Annotated in this window: 13 protein-coding genes and 2 tRNA genes; 4 read left to right on the forward strand and 11 right to left on the reverse strand. The window is 56.4% G+C overall.

All coding sequences use genetic code 11. The annotated features are described in order from the left end of the window. Positions 1–5: 5 nt before the first annotated feature. The 6 genes from hfq to nnr all read right to left on the reverse strand — a co-directional run bounded on the left by hfq (position 6) and on the right by nnr (position 6,534). A complete protein-coding gene (gene hfq, locus SK54_RS21305) occupies positions 6–317 on the reverse strand; it encodes an RNA chaperone Hfq (protein WP_003855990.1) in 312 nt (103 codons plus the stop codon). Between the two features lie 85 nt (positions 318–402). Beyond that, positions 403–1,353 carry a tRNA (adenosine(37)-N6)-dimethylallyltransferase MiaA gene (gene miaA, locus SK54_RS21310; protein WP_048247919.1) on the reverse strand — a complete coding sequence of 317 codons (951 nt, stop codon included), beginning with the start codon at positions 1,351–1,353 and terminating at the stop codon, positions 403–405. Then, a complete protein-coding gene (gene mutL, locus SK54_RS21315) occupies positions 1,346–3,190 on the reverse strand; it encodes a DNA mismatch repair endonuclease MutL (protein ID WP_022650252.1) in 1,845 nt (614 codons plus the stop codon). Before mutL ends, miaA begins: the two co-directional genes overlap by 8 nt. A gap of 9 nt (positions 3,191–3,199) precedes the next feature. Beyond that, positions 3,200–4,540, reverse strand: a complete 1,341-nt coding sequence (amiB, locus tag SK54_RS21320) for an N-acetylmuramoyl-L-alanine amidase AmiB (protein ID WP_023295800.1) — start codon at positions 4,538–4,540, stop codon at positions 3,200–3,202. Positions 4,541–4,556: 16 nt separating this feature from the next. Then, complete coding sequence (gene tsaE / locus SK54_RS21325; RefSeq protein ID WP_003855970.1) at positions 4,557–5,018, reverse strand: tRNA (adenosine(37)-N6)-threonylcarbamoyltransferase complex ATPase subunit type 1 TsaE; 462 nt, start codon at positions 5,016–5,018, stop codon at positions 4,557–4,559. Continuing rightward, complete coding sequence (gene nnr / locus SK54_RS21330) at positions 5,011–6,534, reverse strand: bifunctional ADP-dependent NAD(P)H-hydrate dehydratase/NAD(P)H-hydrate epimerase (protein WP_017383959.1); 1,524 nt, start codon at positions 6,532–6,534, stop codon at positions 5,011–5,013. The genes tsaE and nnr overlap by 8 nt, the downstream gene beginning before the upstream one ends. On the opposite strand from nnr, the gene queG reads away from it, so the two are divergent. Further along, positions 6,533–7,672, forward strand: coding sequence for a tRNA epoxyqueuosine(34) reductase QueG (gene queG / locus SK54_RS21335; RefSeq protein WP_015572463.1), 1,140 nt, complete (start codon positions 6,533–6,535; stop codon positions 7,670–7,672). The genes nnr and queG overlap by 2 nt on opposite strands. 270 nt (positions 7,673–7,942) lie before the next feature. On the opposite strand, the gene SK54_RS21340 is transcribed toward queG, so the two are convergent. The 3 genes from SK54_RS21340 to orn form a co-directional block, all read right to left on the reverse strand. Continuing rightward, a tRNA-Gly gene (locus tag SK54_RS21340) sits at positions 7,943–8,018 on the reverse strand. A gap of 45 nt (positions 8,019–8,063) precedes the next feature. Further along, a tRNA-Gly gene (locus SK54_RS21345) sits at positions 8,064–8,139 on the reverse strand. A 196-nt stretch (positions 8,140–8,335) separates the two neighbouring features. Continuing rightward, positions 8,336–8,881, reverse strand: coding sequence for an oligoribonuclease (gene orn, locus SK54_RS21350; protein WP_003855965.1), 546 nt, complete (start codon positions 8,879–8,881; stop codon positions 8,336–8,338). A 107-nt stretch (positions 8,882–8,988) separates the two neighbouring features. Between orn and rsgA the strand changes: the two genes are divergently transcribed. The 3 genes from rsgA (at position 8,989) to mscM (ending at position 14,450) form a co-directional block, all read left to right on the forward strand. Beyond that, positions 8,989–10,041, forward strand: a complete 1,053-nt coding sequence (gene rsgA / locus SK54_RS21355) for a small ribosomal subunit biogenesis GTPase RsgA (RefSeq protein WP_003855964.1) — start codon at positions 8,989–8,991, stop codon at positions 10,039–10,041. 97 nt (positions 10,042–10,138) lie between these two features. Further along, complete coding sequence (gene asd, locus SK54_RS21360) at positions 10,139–11,107, forward strand: archaetidylserine decarboxylase (protein WP_048247974.1); 969 nt, start codon at positions 10,139–10,141, stop codon at positions 11,105–11,107. Between the two features lie 19 nt (positions 11,108–11,126). Next, positions 11,127–14,450 (forward strand): miniconductance mechanosensitive channel MscM, encoded by a 3,324-nt coding sequence (mscM, locus tag SK54_RS21365; protein ID WP_017383961.1) that lies wholly within the window; start codon positions 11,127–11,129, stop codon positions 14,448–14,450. Between the two features lie 36 nt (positions 14,451–14,486). Here the strand turns inward: mscM and yjeM are convergent, their stop codons facing one another. Then, complete coding sequence (yjeM, locus tag SK54_RS21370; protein WP_032646974.1) at positions 14,487–15,986, reverse strand: glutamate/gamma-aminobutyrate family transporter YjeM; 1,500 nt, start codon at positions 15,984–15,986, stop codon at positions 14,487–14,489. Between the two features lie 177 nt (positions 15,987–16,163). After that, positions 16,164–17,141, reverse strand: a complete 978-nt coding sequence (gene epmA / locus SK54_RS21375) for an elongation factor P--(R)-beta-lysine ligase (RefSeq protein ID WP_045340464.1) — start codon at positions 17,139–17,141, stop codon at positions 16,164–16,166. Positions 17,142–17,395: the final 254 nt, after the last annotated feature.

Genomic DNA, 17,395 nt, shown 5'->3' on the forward strand with positions numbered 1-17,395 from the left:
AAACCTTATTCGGTTTCTTCGCTGTCCTGCGCTGGTGTTGAAGAACCCTGCGCGTTGCTGCCGTGATGGTAGTTACTGCCAGTGCCGCCGCCAGCGTTATTGCTGTGATGAGATACCGGACGGGACGGAACAACAGTAGAAATCGCGTGCTTATAGACCATCTGGCTGACCGTGTTTTTCAACAGGATCACGAACTGATCGAAAGACTCAATCTGACCTTGCAGCTTAATACCATTCACCAAATAAATAGAAACTGGAACACGCTCCCGACGCAATGCGTTCAGGAACGGATCTTGTAAAGATTGCCCCTTAGCCATTCTATCTTTTCCTTATATGCTTGTTTTGTACTTAGAACCTTGCGATTCTGAAAAATTGCGCACGATACGGCTTAATTGTACACATTCAGTCAGCGATATCACCAATAACCTCAATCACTTCGTTTAACGCCTGTTGTGGTTTTTCACTGTCTAACCAGTGAACCCCCTCCCAACCGCGTAACCAGGTGATCTGGCGCTTCGCTAACTGTCTCGTGGCGCAAACACCTCGATAAACCATTTCATCGTATGAAATCTCACCTTCAAGATACGACCACATCTGGCGGTATCCCACACAACGAATGGAAGGCATGTCCGTATGCAAATCTCCACGGGCAAAAAGCGCCCGCACTTCTGCTTCAAAATCTGAAGCCAACATCTGATGAAAACGCTGCTCAATTCGTTGATGGAGCAGTTCACGGCTCGCCGGGGCGATGGCGAACTGATGCACCTGATACGGCAGAGCGTCTCCTGACGTTTGCGTCAGTTCCGTTAAAGTTTTACCCGAAATGAAAAAAACTTCCAGTGCCCGGGAAAGCCTTTGCGGATCGTTTGGGTGGATCCGCGCTGCGGCAACCGGGTCAATCTCTTCCAGTTGCCTGTGCAAAACGTCCCACCCCTGCTCTGCCGCCTGCCGCTCAATCTTCGCTCTCACTTCCGGATCGGCCGATGGCAGAGGCGATAACCCCTCCAGCAGCGCCTTAAAGTAGAGCATCGTGCCGCCAACTAACAGCGGTATGCGTCCCGCGGCGGTAATCTCGGCCATCTCGGCTAAGGCGTCGCGGCGAAAATCTGCCGCGGAGTAAGCCTGTGCCGGGTCGAGAATATCCAGTAAACGGTGCGGTGCCGCACGCAGTTCGTCTGCGTTGGGCTTCGCCGTGCCGATGTCCATCCCTCGGTAAATGAGGGCTGAATCAACGCTAATCAACTCTACTGGCAAAACTTTACGTAACTCAATGGCTAACGCCGTTTTACCGGAGGCCGTTGGCCCCATTAAAAAAATCGCCTTTGGCAGGCTCGCCTTACTTACTTCAGTCATGTTTCAGGGCGGTCATCGCCGTTTGTAAATCAACAGGTTGTAACAAGCCACCTGGAGGCGCTTTCACCAGCTGTGGACAGAGGCGCTCCACCTCCGCCAGAACGGTAATCGCCTGCGCCATACTCCACGGTGCATGCTCGCTGGCCAGATGGCGGGCGATCCACTGCGCGGTATCGGCGGCATCAAACGTCGTTTGCTGCGCCAGGTAGCCTATCAGTTCAGGAATCAAGTTTTGTAAATTTTGTTGGCGTAAGGGTAAAGGCACTGCGCGAATTGTCACATGCTGCGCGTCCAGTACGATTTCAATCCCCATTTCGGCCAGTTGCGTCTGCACGCGCCGCAAAACCCCTGTTTCTTCAGGGGATATTTTCAGGCGAACGGGGATCAACAGCGGCTGCGCGCAGGCGGCATTCACCCCCGGGGTTAACTGCGCCTGTTTGAGCCAGCGCTCCGCCACGGAAAGCGCCAGCAACAGGAGTTTACCTTCGCGTTCAAGCAATGCCATGTCGGGGGCAATAATGGTCAATACCCGACCAAAACTCTGGCTATGCCCATCCAGAGAGGGGGTTGAAACCGTGATGTGCTCTTTATGCTCCACCGCCGGCGTATCCAGCAGTTTGCGGTACAGCGCCCCCTGCTGTTTGTGATAGCCCGGCTGAGCGTTGGGATAGTTGGCGCCGGTTGGTCGCGGCGCGTTGCCCGCCGGGGATAAACGTGGAGCAGCCGGCTCGCGCGCGACCGCCGGTTCGGCAAAATGGTTACGCCCGGCCGCCACGCGGTTTTCCGGCAGTGGGCGCGGCGCGGGCTCTTCTTTTGCCAGCGGCAACTCTGGCTCTGCCTGCTGCTGCAATACAGCGGCAACGCCCTGGTAGATGAAATCATGCACCAGGCGCGACTGGTGGAAACGCACCTCGTGCTTCGCGGGGTGCACGTTAACGTCAACCTGATGCGGGTCGATCTCCAGATAAAGCACAAAGGCGGGCTGTTGATCGGCGCCGAGCTTATCTTCGCAGGCCTGTCGAATAGCGTGGTTAATCAGGCGGTCGCGCATCATGCGGCCGTTGACGTAGCAATACTGAATTTCTGCGAACGCGGCGCTGCTGGCGTTTGGATCGGCTACCCAGCCGCGCAGGGCCAGATCGCCATGCTGCCACTCAATGGCCAGCGCCTTTTCCAGAAACGGTGTGCCGCAGATGGCGCCCAACCGACGCTCCTTTTGTCCACCCTCCGCCACCGCGCGGTACTGGCGCATCACCTTACCGTTATGGCTGAGGTTGAGGGTGACATCAAAGCGCGCCAGCGCAATGCGGCGGATGATCTCATCGATATGTCCGAATTCGGTCTTCTCGGTTCGCATAAACTTGCGCCGGGCGGGGGTGTTATAGAAGAGATCCAGCACTTCAAGCGTGGTGCCTACCGGGTGCGCCGCAGGTTTAACCGTGACGTCCATATCGCGCCCTTCTGCGTAGGCCTGCCAGGCTTCCTGCTGGTCGGCCGTGCGGGAGGTCAACGTTAAGCGGGAAACGGAGCTGATACTGGCCAGCGCTTCGCCGCGAAAACCCAGGCTGATAATCGCTTCCAGATCGTCAAGTGAGGCAATTTTACTGGTGGCATGACGCGCCAGCGCCAGCGCCAGCTCGTCTTTTTTGATGCCACAGCCGTTATCACGAATGCGGATAAGCTTTGCGCCTCCGCGTTCGATATCGATATCGATGCGGGTCGCCCCTGCATCGAGGCTGTTTTCCACCAGTTCCTTCACCACCGACGCAGGGCGTTCCACCACCTCACCGGCGGCGATTTGGTTCGCGAGCTGCGGCGGTAGAACCTGAATCGGCATGAACTCTCCTTAATTAGTCGCGGTCATCTCACCCGGCAGCGCGGCGCTTGCCGTCTGGGCGGCCCCGCCCTGCGGCGCAGACTGAAGCGGATGCGCGTCAAAGTATTTACGCAGACCGTTATAAATCGCTTCGGCAATTTGCTGCTGATAGCTGTCGCTGCCCAACAGGCGCTCTTCGCCGTTGTTACTGATAAAGCCCGTCTCTACCAGAATCGACGGAATATCCGGCGAACGCAGGACACCGAGGCTTGCATGCTCAGGGCGACGCTTATGCAGCGATCCAATGCTTTGCAGCTGGCTCAGTACGTTAGTGGCGACATCATACCCGACGCGCTGAGAATGACCGAACTGTAAATCCAGCACCGCCTGGCTGAGATACGGATCGGCCTGGCTGTTTGCCAGCACATCGCCTGCCCCGCCTAATAGTTCAGACTGCTTCTCGTGCTCTTCAAGCCAGTTCGCCATTTCACTGTTGGCGCGACGGTTCGACAGCACCCATACCGACGCGCCGGTGGCGTTACGGTTCGGCGCAGCATCCGCGTGAATCGACACCAGGAAGTTGGCGTTTTGCTTACGCGCCACATCCGAGCGTCCCATCACTGAAATAAAGTAATCTCCGTCGCGGGTCATGACCCCTTTAAACATCGGATCGTCATTCAGAAGCGCACGCAGCTTACGGGCAATGGCGATAGTGACGTTTTTCTCCCGCGTGCCGCCCGGGCCAATCGCGCCAGGATCTTGCCCGCCGTGTCCGGCGTCGATGGCGATAATCACTTTGTCGCCACTGACCGGCGTACGCCGCGCGCTGACCGCCGGACGCGTCACCGTGTTGCTGCTGGTCACGGCGGTAAGTCGGTCATTTTGTGATTTAAACGGATTACGGGCTGGCTCAGACGGCCTTGGGGTATAAACCGGCGCCTCCACGCGTTTTGCTACAACAGGTGCAGGCGGTGGCGGGGGCGGAACATCAGCATTAATGGTAAAGACCACCGTATAATTGGCGCCGTTTTGCTGCTTAACCGCCTTCGTCTTGCCCTTTTCGGTGAGATCGACCACCAGACGCAGAGACTGCGCATCCTTCGGCGTCCCCGAACGGATGCTTTTCACCAGATTGTTGCCGCTGAACTGGAGCGGCAGCCCCTGGATCACCCCGGTCTGTTTAATATCGAGCGCCACGCTGCGGCTGTCGATTTGTGAGAAAGCATATTCAGGATCGCCCATAAAGCTGAACGTAATACGGGCCTGGCTATCGCCATTAGACACCTGAATATCCGAGAGGCTGGCCGCCCCGGCCTGCGCGCACAGCAGGACCGTGGCAGCCAGCACCCAACCTTTAACGCGATTAATCATCCCGTTATCCCTACGCTCAACCGGCTAAACGCGCCAGTAAGGAACAGCCTGATGAGGAAACCGCACTGATGCGCGCCTCACGCCCTTGTGCCTGGTAATCTAAGTGAATTTCGACATCCGGGTCAGGCAGCACACCCGCACCTTGTTGCGGCCACTCCACCAGGCAGATGGCGTCGTTGGCAAAGTAATCGCGGATCCCCATAAATTCCAGCTCCTCAGGATCCGCAAGACGATATAAATCAAAGTGGTACACCATGATATTTTCAAGCGTGTACGGTTCTACCAGCGTGTAGGTCGGGCTTTTTACGTTCCCGTTATGGCCTAACGCCTGCAAAAAGCCACGGCTGAAGGTTGTTTTACCCGCGCCTAAATCACCATACAGATAAATGACGGTCGCCCCCTGACAGGCCTGCGCCACGCGCTTGCCGAGATCTAAAGTGGCTTGTTCATCAGGTAAAGGAATCGCTCGATTAGTCATTTTCTACGTCAATCACATCCGGGTTAACAACACGCCGCAGCGTGCAAAAAAGATCGGTGGCCAGCATACCGCGCGTTCCGTAACAAGCAGCCAGCCTGTCAGCCGCCGTACCGTGGGCCACGCAGCCGGCACAGGCTGCATCATAAAGGGGAAGTTTCTGTCCGAGCAATGCGCCAATGATGCCAGAGAGCACATCGCCCATGCCGCCGCTCGCCATGCCTGCATTACCGGCATCAACGATGCCCATCGCACCATCGCTGGCGATAACGGTCCCCGCCCCTTTCAAAACGGCAACACCTCCGTAACGTTTTACCAGACGTTGGGCTGAAAGTAAGCGATCGCTTTCAATTTCTGCCACGCTACAGTTAAGCAGCCGTGCGGCTTCGCCGGGGTGCGGCGTCAGAATGCGATTGTGACGCTTATCCGGGTTTATTGCCAGAAGGTTAAGCGCGTCGGCATCCCAGAGCATCGGTTTACGAAAATTCTCGGCCTTTTGCAGGGCCTGTTTACCCCACTCCTGCTGACCCAGGCCCGGACCAATGACCACCACGTCCGCCCACTCAAGACCCTCTTCAATCGCCTGCGGGGTAAGCTCGTGGACCATCAGCTCCGGCCGCGCGGTAATAATGGGCGGGATGTTTTCGCTGCGGGTCAGCACGCGTATTAATCCGGCGCCGCTGCGCAACGCGGCCTCTCCGGTCATACGAATCGCACCTGCCGTGCCGCGATCGCCGCCGATAATCAGCAGTCGGCCATGGTCGCCCTTATGGGACGTGGGACGGCGCGGCGGCAGCCACTGTGCAAGCAGGGAGGCATCAAAGCGGGTGATGTGGGTATCCTGTCCGGCCAGCCAGTTTTCCAGCCCCAGGGCGTTGTGGTGTAACGTGCCCACGACATCCCGCGCTTTACCGGTCAGTAAACCCGGCTTCAGGGCGATAAAGGTCACGGTGCGCGCCGCCTCAATCGACACGCCCGGCGTCACGCCTGTTTGCGCCATCAGGCCGGAGGGAATATCCAGCGCTACCACCGGGGCGGGGTGCGCATTAGCGCGCGTAATCAGCGCGGCGACGTCATCGCGAGGCGCGCGCATCAGTCCCGTCCCCAGCAGACCGTCAACAATCACGTCGACATCCTCGGGCCAGACGATATCAGGCGCATGAATAATGCCCCCCGCATTCAGCCAGGCCTCTCTCGCCATGCCCGCTTCTTCCGGTAACGGCTTGTCGCTCTCCAGCGCCAGCAGGGTGACGCGCAGCCCCGCCGCCACCGCAAGACGAGCCACCACATAACCATCGCCACCGTTATTGCCGTGCCCGCACAGGATCAGATAATGCGAAGCCTCCGGATAAGCCGTACGCGCCACGTTAAACGCCGCCTCGCCCGCGCGCTGCATCAGTTCGTAAAGGGTAATGCCCAGGCTATCTGCGGCCTCTTTCTCGGCCCGACGGAGGTCATCCGCATGCCAGATGGAATGTGGTATACTTGCGGGGTTTTTCTTCACAGTATGGTCCGTCATGTCACAGCCCCTCGATCTCAATGAATTAGCGCAAAAAATAAAACAGTGGGGTGCTGAACTGGGCTTCCAGAAGGTCGGTATTACTGACACCGACCTCTCTGCCAGCGAGCCTAAGCTCCAGGCATGGCTGGATAAACAATACCACGGCGAGATGGAGTGGATGGCGCGTCACGGTATGATGCGTGCCCGCCCCCACGAGCTGTTGCCGGGTACGCTGCGCGTTATTAGCGTACGCATGAACTATCTGCCTGCTAACGCGGCCTTTGCGCGCACGCTAAAAAATCCTTCGCTGGGTTACGTCAGCCGATACGCTCTGGGACGTGACTACCATAAACTTCTGCGCAACCGTCTAAAAAAGCTCGGGGAAACCATTCAGCAGCACTGTGTTTCGCTGAATTTTAGACCCTTTGTCGATTCTGCGCCTATTCTTGAGCGCCCGATCGCCGAAAAAGCCGGGCTCGGCTGGACAGGTAAGCACTCACTTATCTTAAGCCGCGACGCGGGCTCATTCTTTTTCCTGGGTGAACTGCTGATTGATTTACCCCTGCCGGTAGACGGTCCGGTGGAAGAAGGCTGTGGTCGCTGTGTGGCCTGTATGACCATCTGCCCAACGGGCGCTATTGTCGAACCGTATACCGTTGATGCGCGCCGCTGTATCTCTTATCTCACTATCGAGCTGGAAGGCGCCATTCCAGAGGAATTTCGTCCGCTTATCGGCAACCGCATCTACGGCTGTGATGACTGTCAGCTGATTTGTCCGTGGAACCGTTATTCACAGTTGACGGACGAAGAAGACTTCAGTCCGCGCAAGGCGTTACATGCCCCGCAGTTGATCGAACTGTTCGCCTGGAGCGAAGCCTGGTTCCTGAAGGTGACGGAGGGTTCCGCCATACGTCGTATCGGCCACCTGCGCTGGCTGCGTAATGTGGCCGTTGCGCTGGGGAATGCCCCGTGGGATGAAGCAAATCTTCAGGCGCTCGAAAGCCGTAGAGGTGAGCACCCACTTCTTGATGAGCACATAGAATGGGCGATTGCGCAGCAAATTGAGAAGCGAAATGCCGGCGTGGTTGAAGTGCAGTTACCGAAGAAACAGCGCCTGGTCAGGGTGATTGAAAAAGGGCTGCCGCGGGATGTGTGATATATTCACAGGCTGTGAATAAAAATAAGAATTCAGGCGCCATCAGCTCTGGCAAACAGGTCAAGTGATCTCAATAACATTTTGAAATCAAATTTTCTTCATAAATTACAATGAATTACGAAGATATTATTCACCCTGCTAACATTTCGTACAGACTGGTTTTATCACGGTTTCTGTGGATAACTCTGTTCACAAGAGTATTTCAGACATAATAGAAAACGTCCCCAACGAAGCACTTCGCTGTGGATAATCTGGAGATGAAGAAGAATTTGGAGCGGGAAACGAGACTCGAACTCGCGACCCCGACCTTGGCAAGGTCGTGCTCTACCAACTGAGCTATTCCCGCTTGGGTGTTCTGGTGCTGGCGTATCTTGCGATACTTTTCAAATTTTGGAGCGGGAAACGAGACTCGAACTCGCGACCCCGACCTTGGCAAGGTCGTGCTCTACCAACTGAGCTATTCCCGCAAATCTGTACTGCTTTTGTTGCTGTCGTAACGTGTAATTCTCTGTCGTTACGGGAGGCGCATTATACGAGAAATCCGTTTAGCTGCAACCCCCCTCAAAGCGATTTTTTTGAAATTCAGTTCAAGTGCTTATTTAATCGGCAAGCTGAACAATTTAGCGACAAAAACCCGGCCACGCAAGGCGCCGGATCGCAAAATCAGAGCTTAATAAAGTTTTCGCGATAGTACGCCAGCTCCGCAACAGACTCACGGATGTCGTCCATCGCCTGGTGCGTCCCCTGCTTTGTAAAGCCGTCGAGAATTTCCGGTTTCCAGCGGCGGGCCAGCTCTTTCAGGGTGCTCACATCCAGATAGCGGTAGTGGAAGTAGGACTCCAGCTCCGGCATGTACTTAAACAGGAAACGACGATCCTGACCGATGCTGTTGCCACAGATAGGCGATTTTCCTGCCGGCACCCACTGCTTCAGAAATTCAAGCGTCGCCAGCTCCGCTTCGCGGTCGCCCAGGGTGCTGGCCTTCACGCGTTCCACCAGCCCGCTGCCGGTATGGGTACGCACGTTCCACTCATCCATCAGCGCAAGCTGGTCATCGGACTGGTGCACGGCAATCGTTGGGCCTTCCGCCAGAATATTGAGATTGGCATCGGTGACCAGTGTGGCGATCTCAATAATGCGATCGCGCTCGGGATCCAGGCCGGTCATCTCCAGATCGATCCAAATCAGGTTGTTTTCGTCCGCGCTCATGTTATTTTCCACCCTTCTCGCATAACCGGCAGTAGCAGGTTAACTAGTATTAATTAGAGTGTATCATAGAGGTTTTGCCCGCTACGGGCGACCAGGAGCCAGCGCGATTGAGTAAAAATAAACTCTCCAAAGGGCAGCAGCGCCGCGTGAATGCAAATCACCAGCGCCGTCTTAAAACCACTACGGAGAAGCCCGATTACGACGACAACCTGTTTGGCGAAGCGACAGAAGGCGTTGTGATTAGCCGCTTCGGCATGCACGCCGATGTCGAATCCGCCGACGGGGATATCCACCGTTGCAATATCCGTCGCACCATCCGTTCCCTGGTGACCGGTGACCGCGTGGTCTGGCGTCCAGGTAAAGAGGCGGCGGAAGGGGTAACGGTTAAAGGCATCGTTGAAGCCGTGCACGAACGCACGTCGGTTCTGACCCGTCCAGATTTCTACGACGGCGTGAAGCCCATTGCCGCCAACATTAACCAGATCGTGATCGTTTCGGCGATTTTGCCTGAGCTTTCGCTCAATATTATTGACCGTTATCTGGTGGCCTGCGAAACGCTACAGGTTGAGCCGCTCATCGTGCTGAATAAAATCGATCTGCTGGATGACGAGGCCATGGCCTTTGTAAATGAGCAGATGGATATTTACCGCAACATTGGCTATCGCGTGTTGATGGTTTCCAGCCGCACCAAAGATGGCCTGAAGCCGTTAGAAGATGCGCTGACCGACCGCATCAGCATCTTTGCGGGGCAGTCCGGCGTAGGTAAATCGAGCCTGCTTAACAACCTGCTCGGCCTTCAGCAGGAGATCCTGACCAACGATGTGTCTGACGTCTCGGGCCTGGGCCAGCACACCACCACCGCCTCACGTCTCTATCACTTCCCGCACGGCGGCGATGTGATTGACTCCCCAGGCGTGCGTGAATTTGGTCTCTGGCACCTCGAGCCGGAACAAATCTTTAACGGATTTGTCGAATTCCATGACTATTTAGGCGCTTGCAAATACCGCGACTGTAAACATGACAACGATCCGGGCTGCGCTATCCGCGAAGCGGTAGAGAACGGAGAAATTGCGGAAACCCGTTTCGAAAATTACCACCGTATTCTCGAAAGCATGGACCAGGTAAAAACGCGTAAAAACTTTTCTGATTCTGATAACTGACAACTAAGCTAAGCGTCGCTAAAATCGTCCCCTTTTTTCAGGTTCCGGCAGCGTAATGCCGGATCAGGAACGACAAAACAATGGCCTGGAGGCTACCTTGTTAAACTCATTTAAACTTTCGCTTCAATACATTCTGCCGAAACTGTGGCTCACTCGCCTGGCGGGCTGGGGCGCGAGCAAACGAGCGGGCTGGCTGACCAAACTGGTCATCGACCTGTTCGTGAAATACTACAAGGTCGACATGAAAGAAGCGCAGAAGCCGGATACGGCAAGCTACCGCACCTTCAACGAATTTTTTGTGCGTCCGCTGCGCGACGAAGTGCGCCCGCTGAATACCGACCCGAACGTGCTGGTGATGCCAGCGGACGGCGTGATCAGCCAGCTGGGTAAAATTGAAGACGACAAAATTTTGCAGGCGAAAGGCCATAACTACAGCCTGGAAGCGCTGCTGGCCGGTAACTACATAATGGCCGATCTGTTCCGGAACGGGACTTTCGCGACCACCTATCTCTCCCCACGCGACTACCACCGCGTGCATATGCCGTGTAACGGTATTCTGCGCGAGATGATCTACGTGCCGGGGGATCTGTTCTCCGTAAACCACCTGACGGCGCAAAACGTTCCTAACCTGTTTGCCCGTAACGAGCGCGTCATCTGCCTGTTTGATACTGAATTTGGCCCAATGGCGCAGATTCTGGTGGGTGCTACCATTGTAGGCAGCATCGAAACCGTCTGGGCGGGCACCATTACGCCGCCGCGCGAAGGCGTGATCAAGCGCTGGACCTGGCCTGACGGCGAAGAAGAAGGTTCTGTGGCCCTGCTGAAAGGTCAGGAAATGGGTCGCTTCAAGCTGGGCTCAACGGTCATCAACCTGTTCGCACCGGGCAAAGTTAACCTGGTCGACGAGCTGGAAAGCCTGTCCGTGACCAAACTCGGCCAGCCTCTGGCAGTATCGACGGAGGTCTTTGTGACGCCAGAGGTTGCGCCTGCCCCGTTGCCGGAAGAAGAGATCAAAGCCGAGCACGACGCCAGCCCGCTGGTTGACGACAAAAAAGACGAAGGCTAACAACAGAAGGATCGCTGACGTGCGCCCGATTATCGTATTACTGATGGCCTGGTGCCTCAGCATGGGGGCGTACGCAGCGACGGCCCCCGACGCCAAACAGATAACCCAGGAGCTGGAGCAGGCAAAAGCGGCGAAACCCGCTCAGCCGGAGACCGTTGAGTCACTCCAGTCTGCACTGAACGCGCTTGAGGAACGAAAGGGTTCCCTTGAGCGCGCGCAGCAGTATCAGCAGGTTATCGACAACTTCCCCAAACTCTCTCAGACCCTGCGCTCGCAGCTAAACAACCTGCGCGATGAACCACGCCAGGTCCCCGCGGGGATGACGTCCGAGGCGCTGAATCAGGAGATCCTGCAAGTCAGCAGCCAGCTGCTGGAAAAAAGCCGGCTGGCGCAGCAGGAGCAGGAACGGGCGCGTGAAATTGCCGATTCCCTCAGCCAGCTTCCACAGCAGCAAACCGATGCTCGCCGTCAGTTAAATGAGGTGGAACGTCGCATCGGGACGCAGACAGGCAGCACACCGCAGAATCAGGCGCAAAATCTTGGGTTACAGGCGGAATCCGCCAGACTAAAAGCGCTGGTTGATGAACTGGAGCTGGCGCAGCTTTCCGCTAACAACCGCCAGGAGCTGTCGCGGATGCGTTCCGAGCTGGCGCAGAAGCAGAGCCAGCAGCTGGATGCATATCTCCAGGCGCTGAGAAATCAACTCAACAGCCAGCGTCAGCGTGAAGCTGAACGTGCGCTGGAAAGCACCGAGTTACTGGCCGAAAACAGTGCTAACCTGCCCGACAGCATCGTCGCCCAGTTTAAGGTTAACCGCGAGCTTTCTGCCGCGCTGAATCAGCAGGCGCAGCGCATGGATTTGGTGGCCTCGCAGCAGCGTCAGGCCACCAATCAAACCCTCCAGGTTCGTCAGGCGCTCAACACGCTACGCGAACAGTCCCAGTGGCTTGGCTCGTCTAACCTGTTGGGCGAAGCGTTACGCGCGCAGGTGGCTCGTCTGCCAGAGATGCCAAAACCGCAGCAGCTTGATACGGAGATGGCGCAGCTGCGCGTTCAGCGTCTTCATTATGAAGATCTCCTCAACAAGCAGCCGCAAATCCGCCAGATCCGTCAGGCTGACGGACAGCCGCTCACCGGCGAGCAAAGTCGTATTCTGGAAGCGCAGCTGCGCACCCAACGCGAACTGCTCAATTCCCTGTTGCAGGGAGGCGATACGCTGATCCTTGAGCTGACTAAGCTGAAAGTCTCGAATAGCCAGCTGGAGGATGCGCTGAAAGAGGTCAACGAAGCCACGCACCGTTACCTTTTCTGGACGTCCGACGTGCGGCCGATGACCTTCGCCTGGCCGATTGAGATTGTGCAGGATCTGCGCCGCCTCATTTCATTGGACACCTTCAGCCAGCTGGGCCTCGCCAGCGTAATGATGATAACCAGCAAGGAGACCATCTTCCCGCTGCTGGGGGCGCTGATTCTGGTGGGCTTCAGTATTTATTCCCGTCGTCACTTTACCCGTTTCCTTGAACGCTCCAGCGCCCGAGTGGGAAAAGTAACCCAGGATCACTTCTGGCTGACGTTGCGTACGGTGTTCTGGTCAATTCTGGTCGCGTCTCCGCTGCCGGTGCTGTGGATGACGCTCGGATACGGCCTGCGTGAAGCCTGGCCCTACCCGCTTGCCGTCGCGATTGGCGATGGCGTGACCGCCACCGTTCCGCTGCTGTGGGTGGTGATGATTTGCGCCACGTTTGCGCGGCCAAATGGTCTGTTCATCGCTCACTTTGGCTGGCCGCGTAATCGCGTTGCGCGGGCGATGCGTTACTACCTGATGAGTATCGGGCTGATTGTGCCGCTGATTATGGCGTTGATCATGTTCGATAATCTCAATGACCGGGAGTTCTCCGGCTCGCTGGGACGGCTGTGCTTTATGCTGATCTGCGGGGCGTTAGCGGTAGTGACGCTCAGCCTGAAACGCGCCGGGATCCCGCTCTATCTCGACAAGACCGGCAGTGGCGATAACATGTTTAACCGTCTGCTGTGGAACCTGCTGCTCAGCGCGCCGCTGGCGGCGATGCTGGCGGCAGCGGTCGGTTATCTCGCCACGTCGCAGGCGCTGCTCGCCCGACTGGAAACGTCGGTGGCTATCTGGTTCCTGCTGCTGGTGGTCTACCATGTTATTCGCCGCGGCATGCTGATCCAGCGTCGTCGTCTGGCGTTTGACCGTGCCAAACACCGTCGCGCAGAAATTCTGGCCCAGCGCGCGCGGGGTGAAGAAGAGCCGAACCACGTCAACAGCACCGAAGGGACCACAGACGCCGATGACGTCGAACTGGATCTGGATGCGATCAGTACCCAGTCCCTGCGGCTGGTACGCTCAATTCTGATGCTGGTTGCCCTGCTGTCGGTGATCTTCCTGTGGTCGGAAATCCACTCCGCGTTTGGCTTCCTGGAGAACATCTCTTTATGGGATGTGACGTCCACGGTGCAGGGGGTCGAAAGTCTGGAGCCCATCACCTTAGGGGCCGTGCTGATTGCGATTCTGGTGCTGATCATCACCACGCAGCTGATCCGTAACTTCCCTGCCCTGCTGGAGCTGGCGCTGTTGCAGCATCTGGATTTAACCCCCGGCACAGGCTATGCGATCACCACCATCACCAAGTATTTAATCATGCTGTTTGGTGGGCTGGTTGGCTTCTCGATGATTGGTATCGAATGGTCAAAACTGCAATGGCTGGTTGCCGCCCTGACCGTAGGCCTGGGTTTTGGTTTACAGGAGATTTTTGCCAACTTCGTCTCTGGTCTGATCATTCTGTTTGAAAAGCCGATTCGAATTGGCGATACGGTGACCATCCGCGATCTCACCGGCAGCGTCACCAGGATCAACACCCGCGCCACCACCATCAGCGACTGGGACCGTAAAGAGATCATCGTCCCGAACAAGGCGTTTATCACCGAGCAGTTTATCAACTGGTCGCTGTCCGACTCCGTCACGCGTGTGGTGCTGACCGTACCCGCTCCGTCGGATGCCAACAGCGAAGAGGTGACTCAGATCCTCTATACGGCTGCTGAACGCTGTTCGCTGGTAATCGACAACCCGCCGCCGGAAGTGTTCCTGGTTGATTTGCAGCAGGGGATCCAGATTTTCGAGCTGCGTATCTACGCCGCCGAGATGGGACACCGTATGCCGCTGCGCCATGAGATCCACCAGTTGATTCTGGCTGGCTTCCGCGAGCACGGAATTGATATGCCGTTCCCACCGTTCCAGATGCGTCTGGAAACGCTGGACGGACGTAAGACGGGAAGAACGTTGACGTCAGCGGCGCGTACGCGCCCGGCGGGAAGTTTGTAATCCTTTCCCCCTCCCCGTCGGGAGGGGGTCAATCCTTTACGCCACTTCTGCTACACAGGCCGTCGAGCGACGACGGTAATGCTCATAAATCCCCATTGCCAGCAGCGAGAAGAAGATCGGTCCGCCAACCATCCACAGCGTGCTGTTCCAGTCATTTGCCTCAACCACGGGCTGAATGACGGTAAAGATGTTGGCGAACGCGACGACCAGCACCACAACAGTGGTCGCCAGCAGCGTCGCCGCGCGGGTTTTGAAGATCACAAACGGCCGCTCCAGATCCCGCTTCGCCTTAAAGAACGGGAACGCCAGGGTCAGGAACAGATACGGAAGCGTCATCGATACGTTCGCCATCAGGGTCAGCTTGTTATAGAACGCCGACGCGGTATCACCGCCGAAGGACACCAGCAGAATGAACACGCACACCAGCAGGCACTGCATCCACATCGCGTTGGCAGGCATACCGGCAGCGTTCAGCTGCGTCATACGTGCGGGCCACAGCGCCTTTGGCGTCCCCTGAATAATCGCTTTCAGCGGCGAGTAGATCAGCGTGAAGAATGCGCCAGTATAGGCGAGGAACATCGACAAGCCAGTAATCCGCGCAAACCAGATCCCCAGGGTGGCCGACGTTTCCGGCGCGAGATCCATGGCGTTGCCCAGCGTCACCCCCAGGCTTTTCATCAGCACGTAGGTAATGTTGCCGAGGTTGGTGGTGTTATTGCTCAACACCTGCTGCCAGTTGGTGCTGACGCCCCAGAGGAAAATCGCCAGTGAGTAGCCAATAGAAATGACGATGGCGGCAAAGATAATACCTTTGGCGAAGTTCTTTTCCGGATTTTCGGTTTTGTCGACCAGCCCGCCCACGGCTTCAATTCCACCGTAAGCAAAGATGGCAAACACCACAAAGGAGAGCATGGCCAGCCCGGACTGGTAACCCGGATTAGGCGATGAAACGAAGTTGACTTCCTGTGCGAAATGCCCGCCGTTAAGGCACAGAATGGCGATGCTGACCAGCAGCAGCACCAGGTTCAGGCACATCACGGAAATGCCGCCAACGGCAGTGATACGGGCAATTTTGTTGATGCCTTTCGAGGCCACCAGCGTGACCACCACCATCCAGCACACCGCCAGAATACCGACCACCTGCGTGGAGCTCAGCCCCGCCAGAGACCAGACCTGCGTTTTATCCGCACCGAAGAGAAACGTTGAGAACGGCACCCAAACCTTGGCCGCCGTGCTGACCATCCAGACGACGTAGGATGAAAACCACATGAACGTACCGATAAACGCGTAACGCGGACCGACGCTGTTGTTCATCCACGAATAGATGCCGCCTTCTTCTTTCCGGTACGCCGAGCCCATCTCCGCCATCATCAGCGCAAACGGGATAAAGAAGAACAGAGCGGAAACGATATAAAACGGCGTCGCGCTGTAGCCCATCAGATAAAACGCGGACGGGCTATTGGCAAAGCCAAAGACTGACGTAAAAATCATCAGAATGAGCCCGGTAAGGGTCATTTTTTTGAGTGAGTGAGACATATAACCATCCGAAACGGAATTAAACTGCGCGGATGGTAGCAGATGACCAGACAAACAATGTGGCTATCCGAGTCAAATTAAGAAAAAGACCCGTATAGAGAGAAATGAGCAGTTTTTAATGTGGCAGAGTTAAATGACCGAGCAGGCCGGGTAAGCGCAGCGCCACCCGGCATTTTTTCAGGCGCGATCGACCGTAAAGGCAATCACATCGCCCAGCTGCTCGGCGCCCAGCGCCAGCATGACCAGACGATCCACGCCCAGCGCCACGCCGGAACAGTCCGGCAGACCGGCCTTTAACGCTTCCAGCAGGTTGTTATCAATTGGCTGCTGCGGCAGACCGCGCGCGTTGCGCTTGCGGTTATCCTGCTCGAAACGCTGCTGCTGTTCGCGCGCGTCGGTCAGCTCGTGGAAACCGTTCGCCAGCTCGATGCCTTTGAAATACACCTCAAAACGCTCCGCCACGCGGTGATCTTCGGTGCTGATCTGCGCCAGTGAGGCCTGGCTGGCCGGGAAGTGATAGACAAACGTCGGACGATCTTTGCCAATCTGCGGTTCAACACCAAAGGTGAACAGCAGTTGCAGCAGCGTGTCGCGATCCTCTTCGTTATCCGCCACGTTGCTCAGATCCAGTTTTGCCGCCACTTCACGCAGCTGTGTTTTATCAGCCGACAGCGGATCGATTTCCAGATGGCGCTGGAAGGCCTGCTGATAGGAGAGCGTTTCAGCTTCCGCGCAATCCAGCACCTGTTGCAGCAGATCGTCAACTTCGTTCATCAGACGATACATGTCGTAGTGCGGGCGGTACCACTCCAGCATGGTGAATTCCGGATTATGGTGTCGGCCCATCTCTTCATTACGGAAGCTACGGCACAGCTGATAGACCGGACCACACCCGGCCGCCAGCAGACGCTTCATATGGTATTCCGGGCTGGTCATCAGATACAGATTCATGCCCTGAGAGTGGCCTGGGCCAACAAAACGGGTTTCAAACGGGACCAGATGAATATCCGTGACCGTCGCCTGACTCATGCACGGCGTTTCCACCTCCAGGACGCCGCGGTCGGCAAAGAAACGGCGGATCTCCGCCATAATTGCTGCGCGCTTTAGCAGGTTTGGAATGGATGCGCTCGGCTGCCAGGTGGCCGTTTCGCTCATGAGTTATTTCTCCGTTTTCAGACAAGGGCACGAAGTCTACTCGTAAGCCGGGGCAGAGACAAATTTTGCACAGTAAAAGTCCTTTTTCATTGCACAGAGAAATACTGTGACGCCATTCATTAATCACGATGATAAATCACCGCACAGAACAGCAAAAAAATCGAACACGTCAAATTTCCCTCACTTCTACGCGGTTATACTGTTTTACCCATAAAGGAGCAGTGGAATCGCTTCCGCAATCGCCCGTTCGGGCA

It is taken from the genome of Enterobacter sp. MGH120, assembly GCF_001037725.1.
In the GTDB taxonomy this organism is placed as follows: Bacteria; Pseudomonadota; Gammaproteobacteria; order Enterobacterales; family Enterobacteriaceae; genus Enterobacter; species Enterobacter hormaechei_C.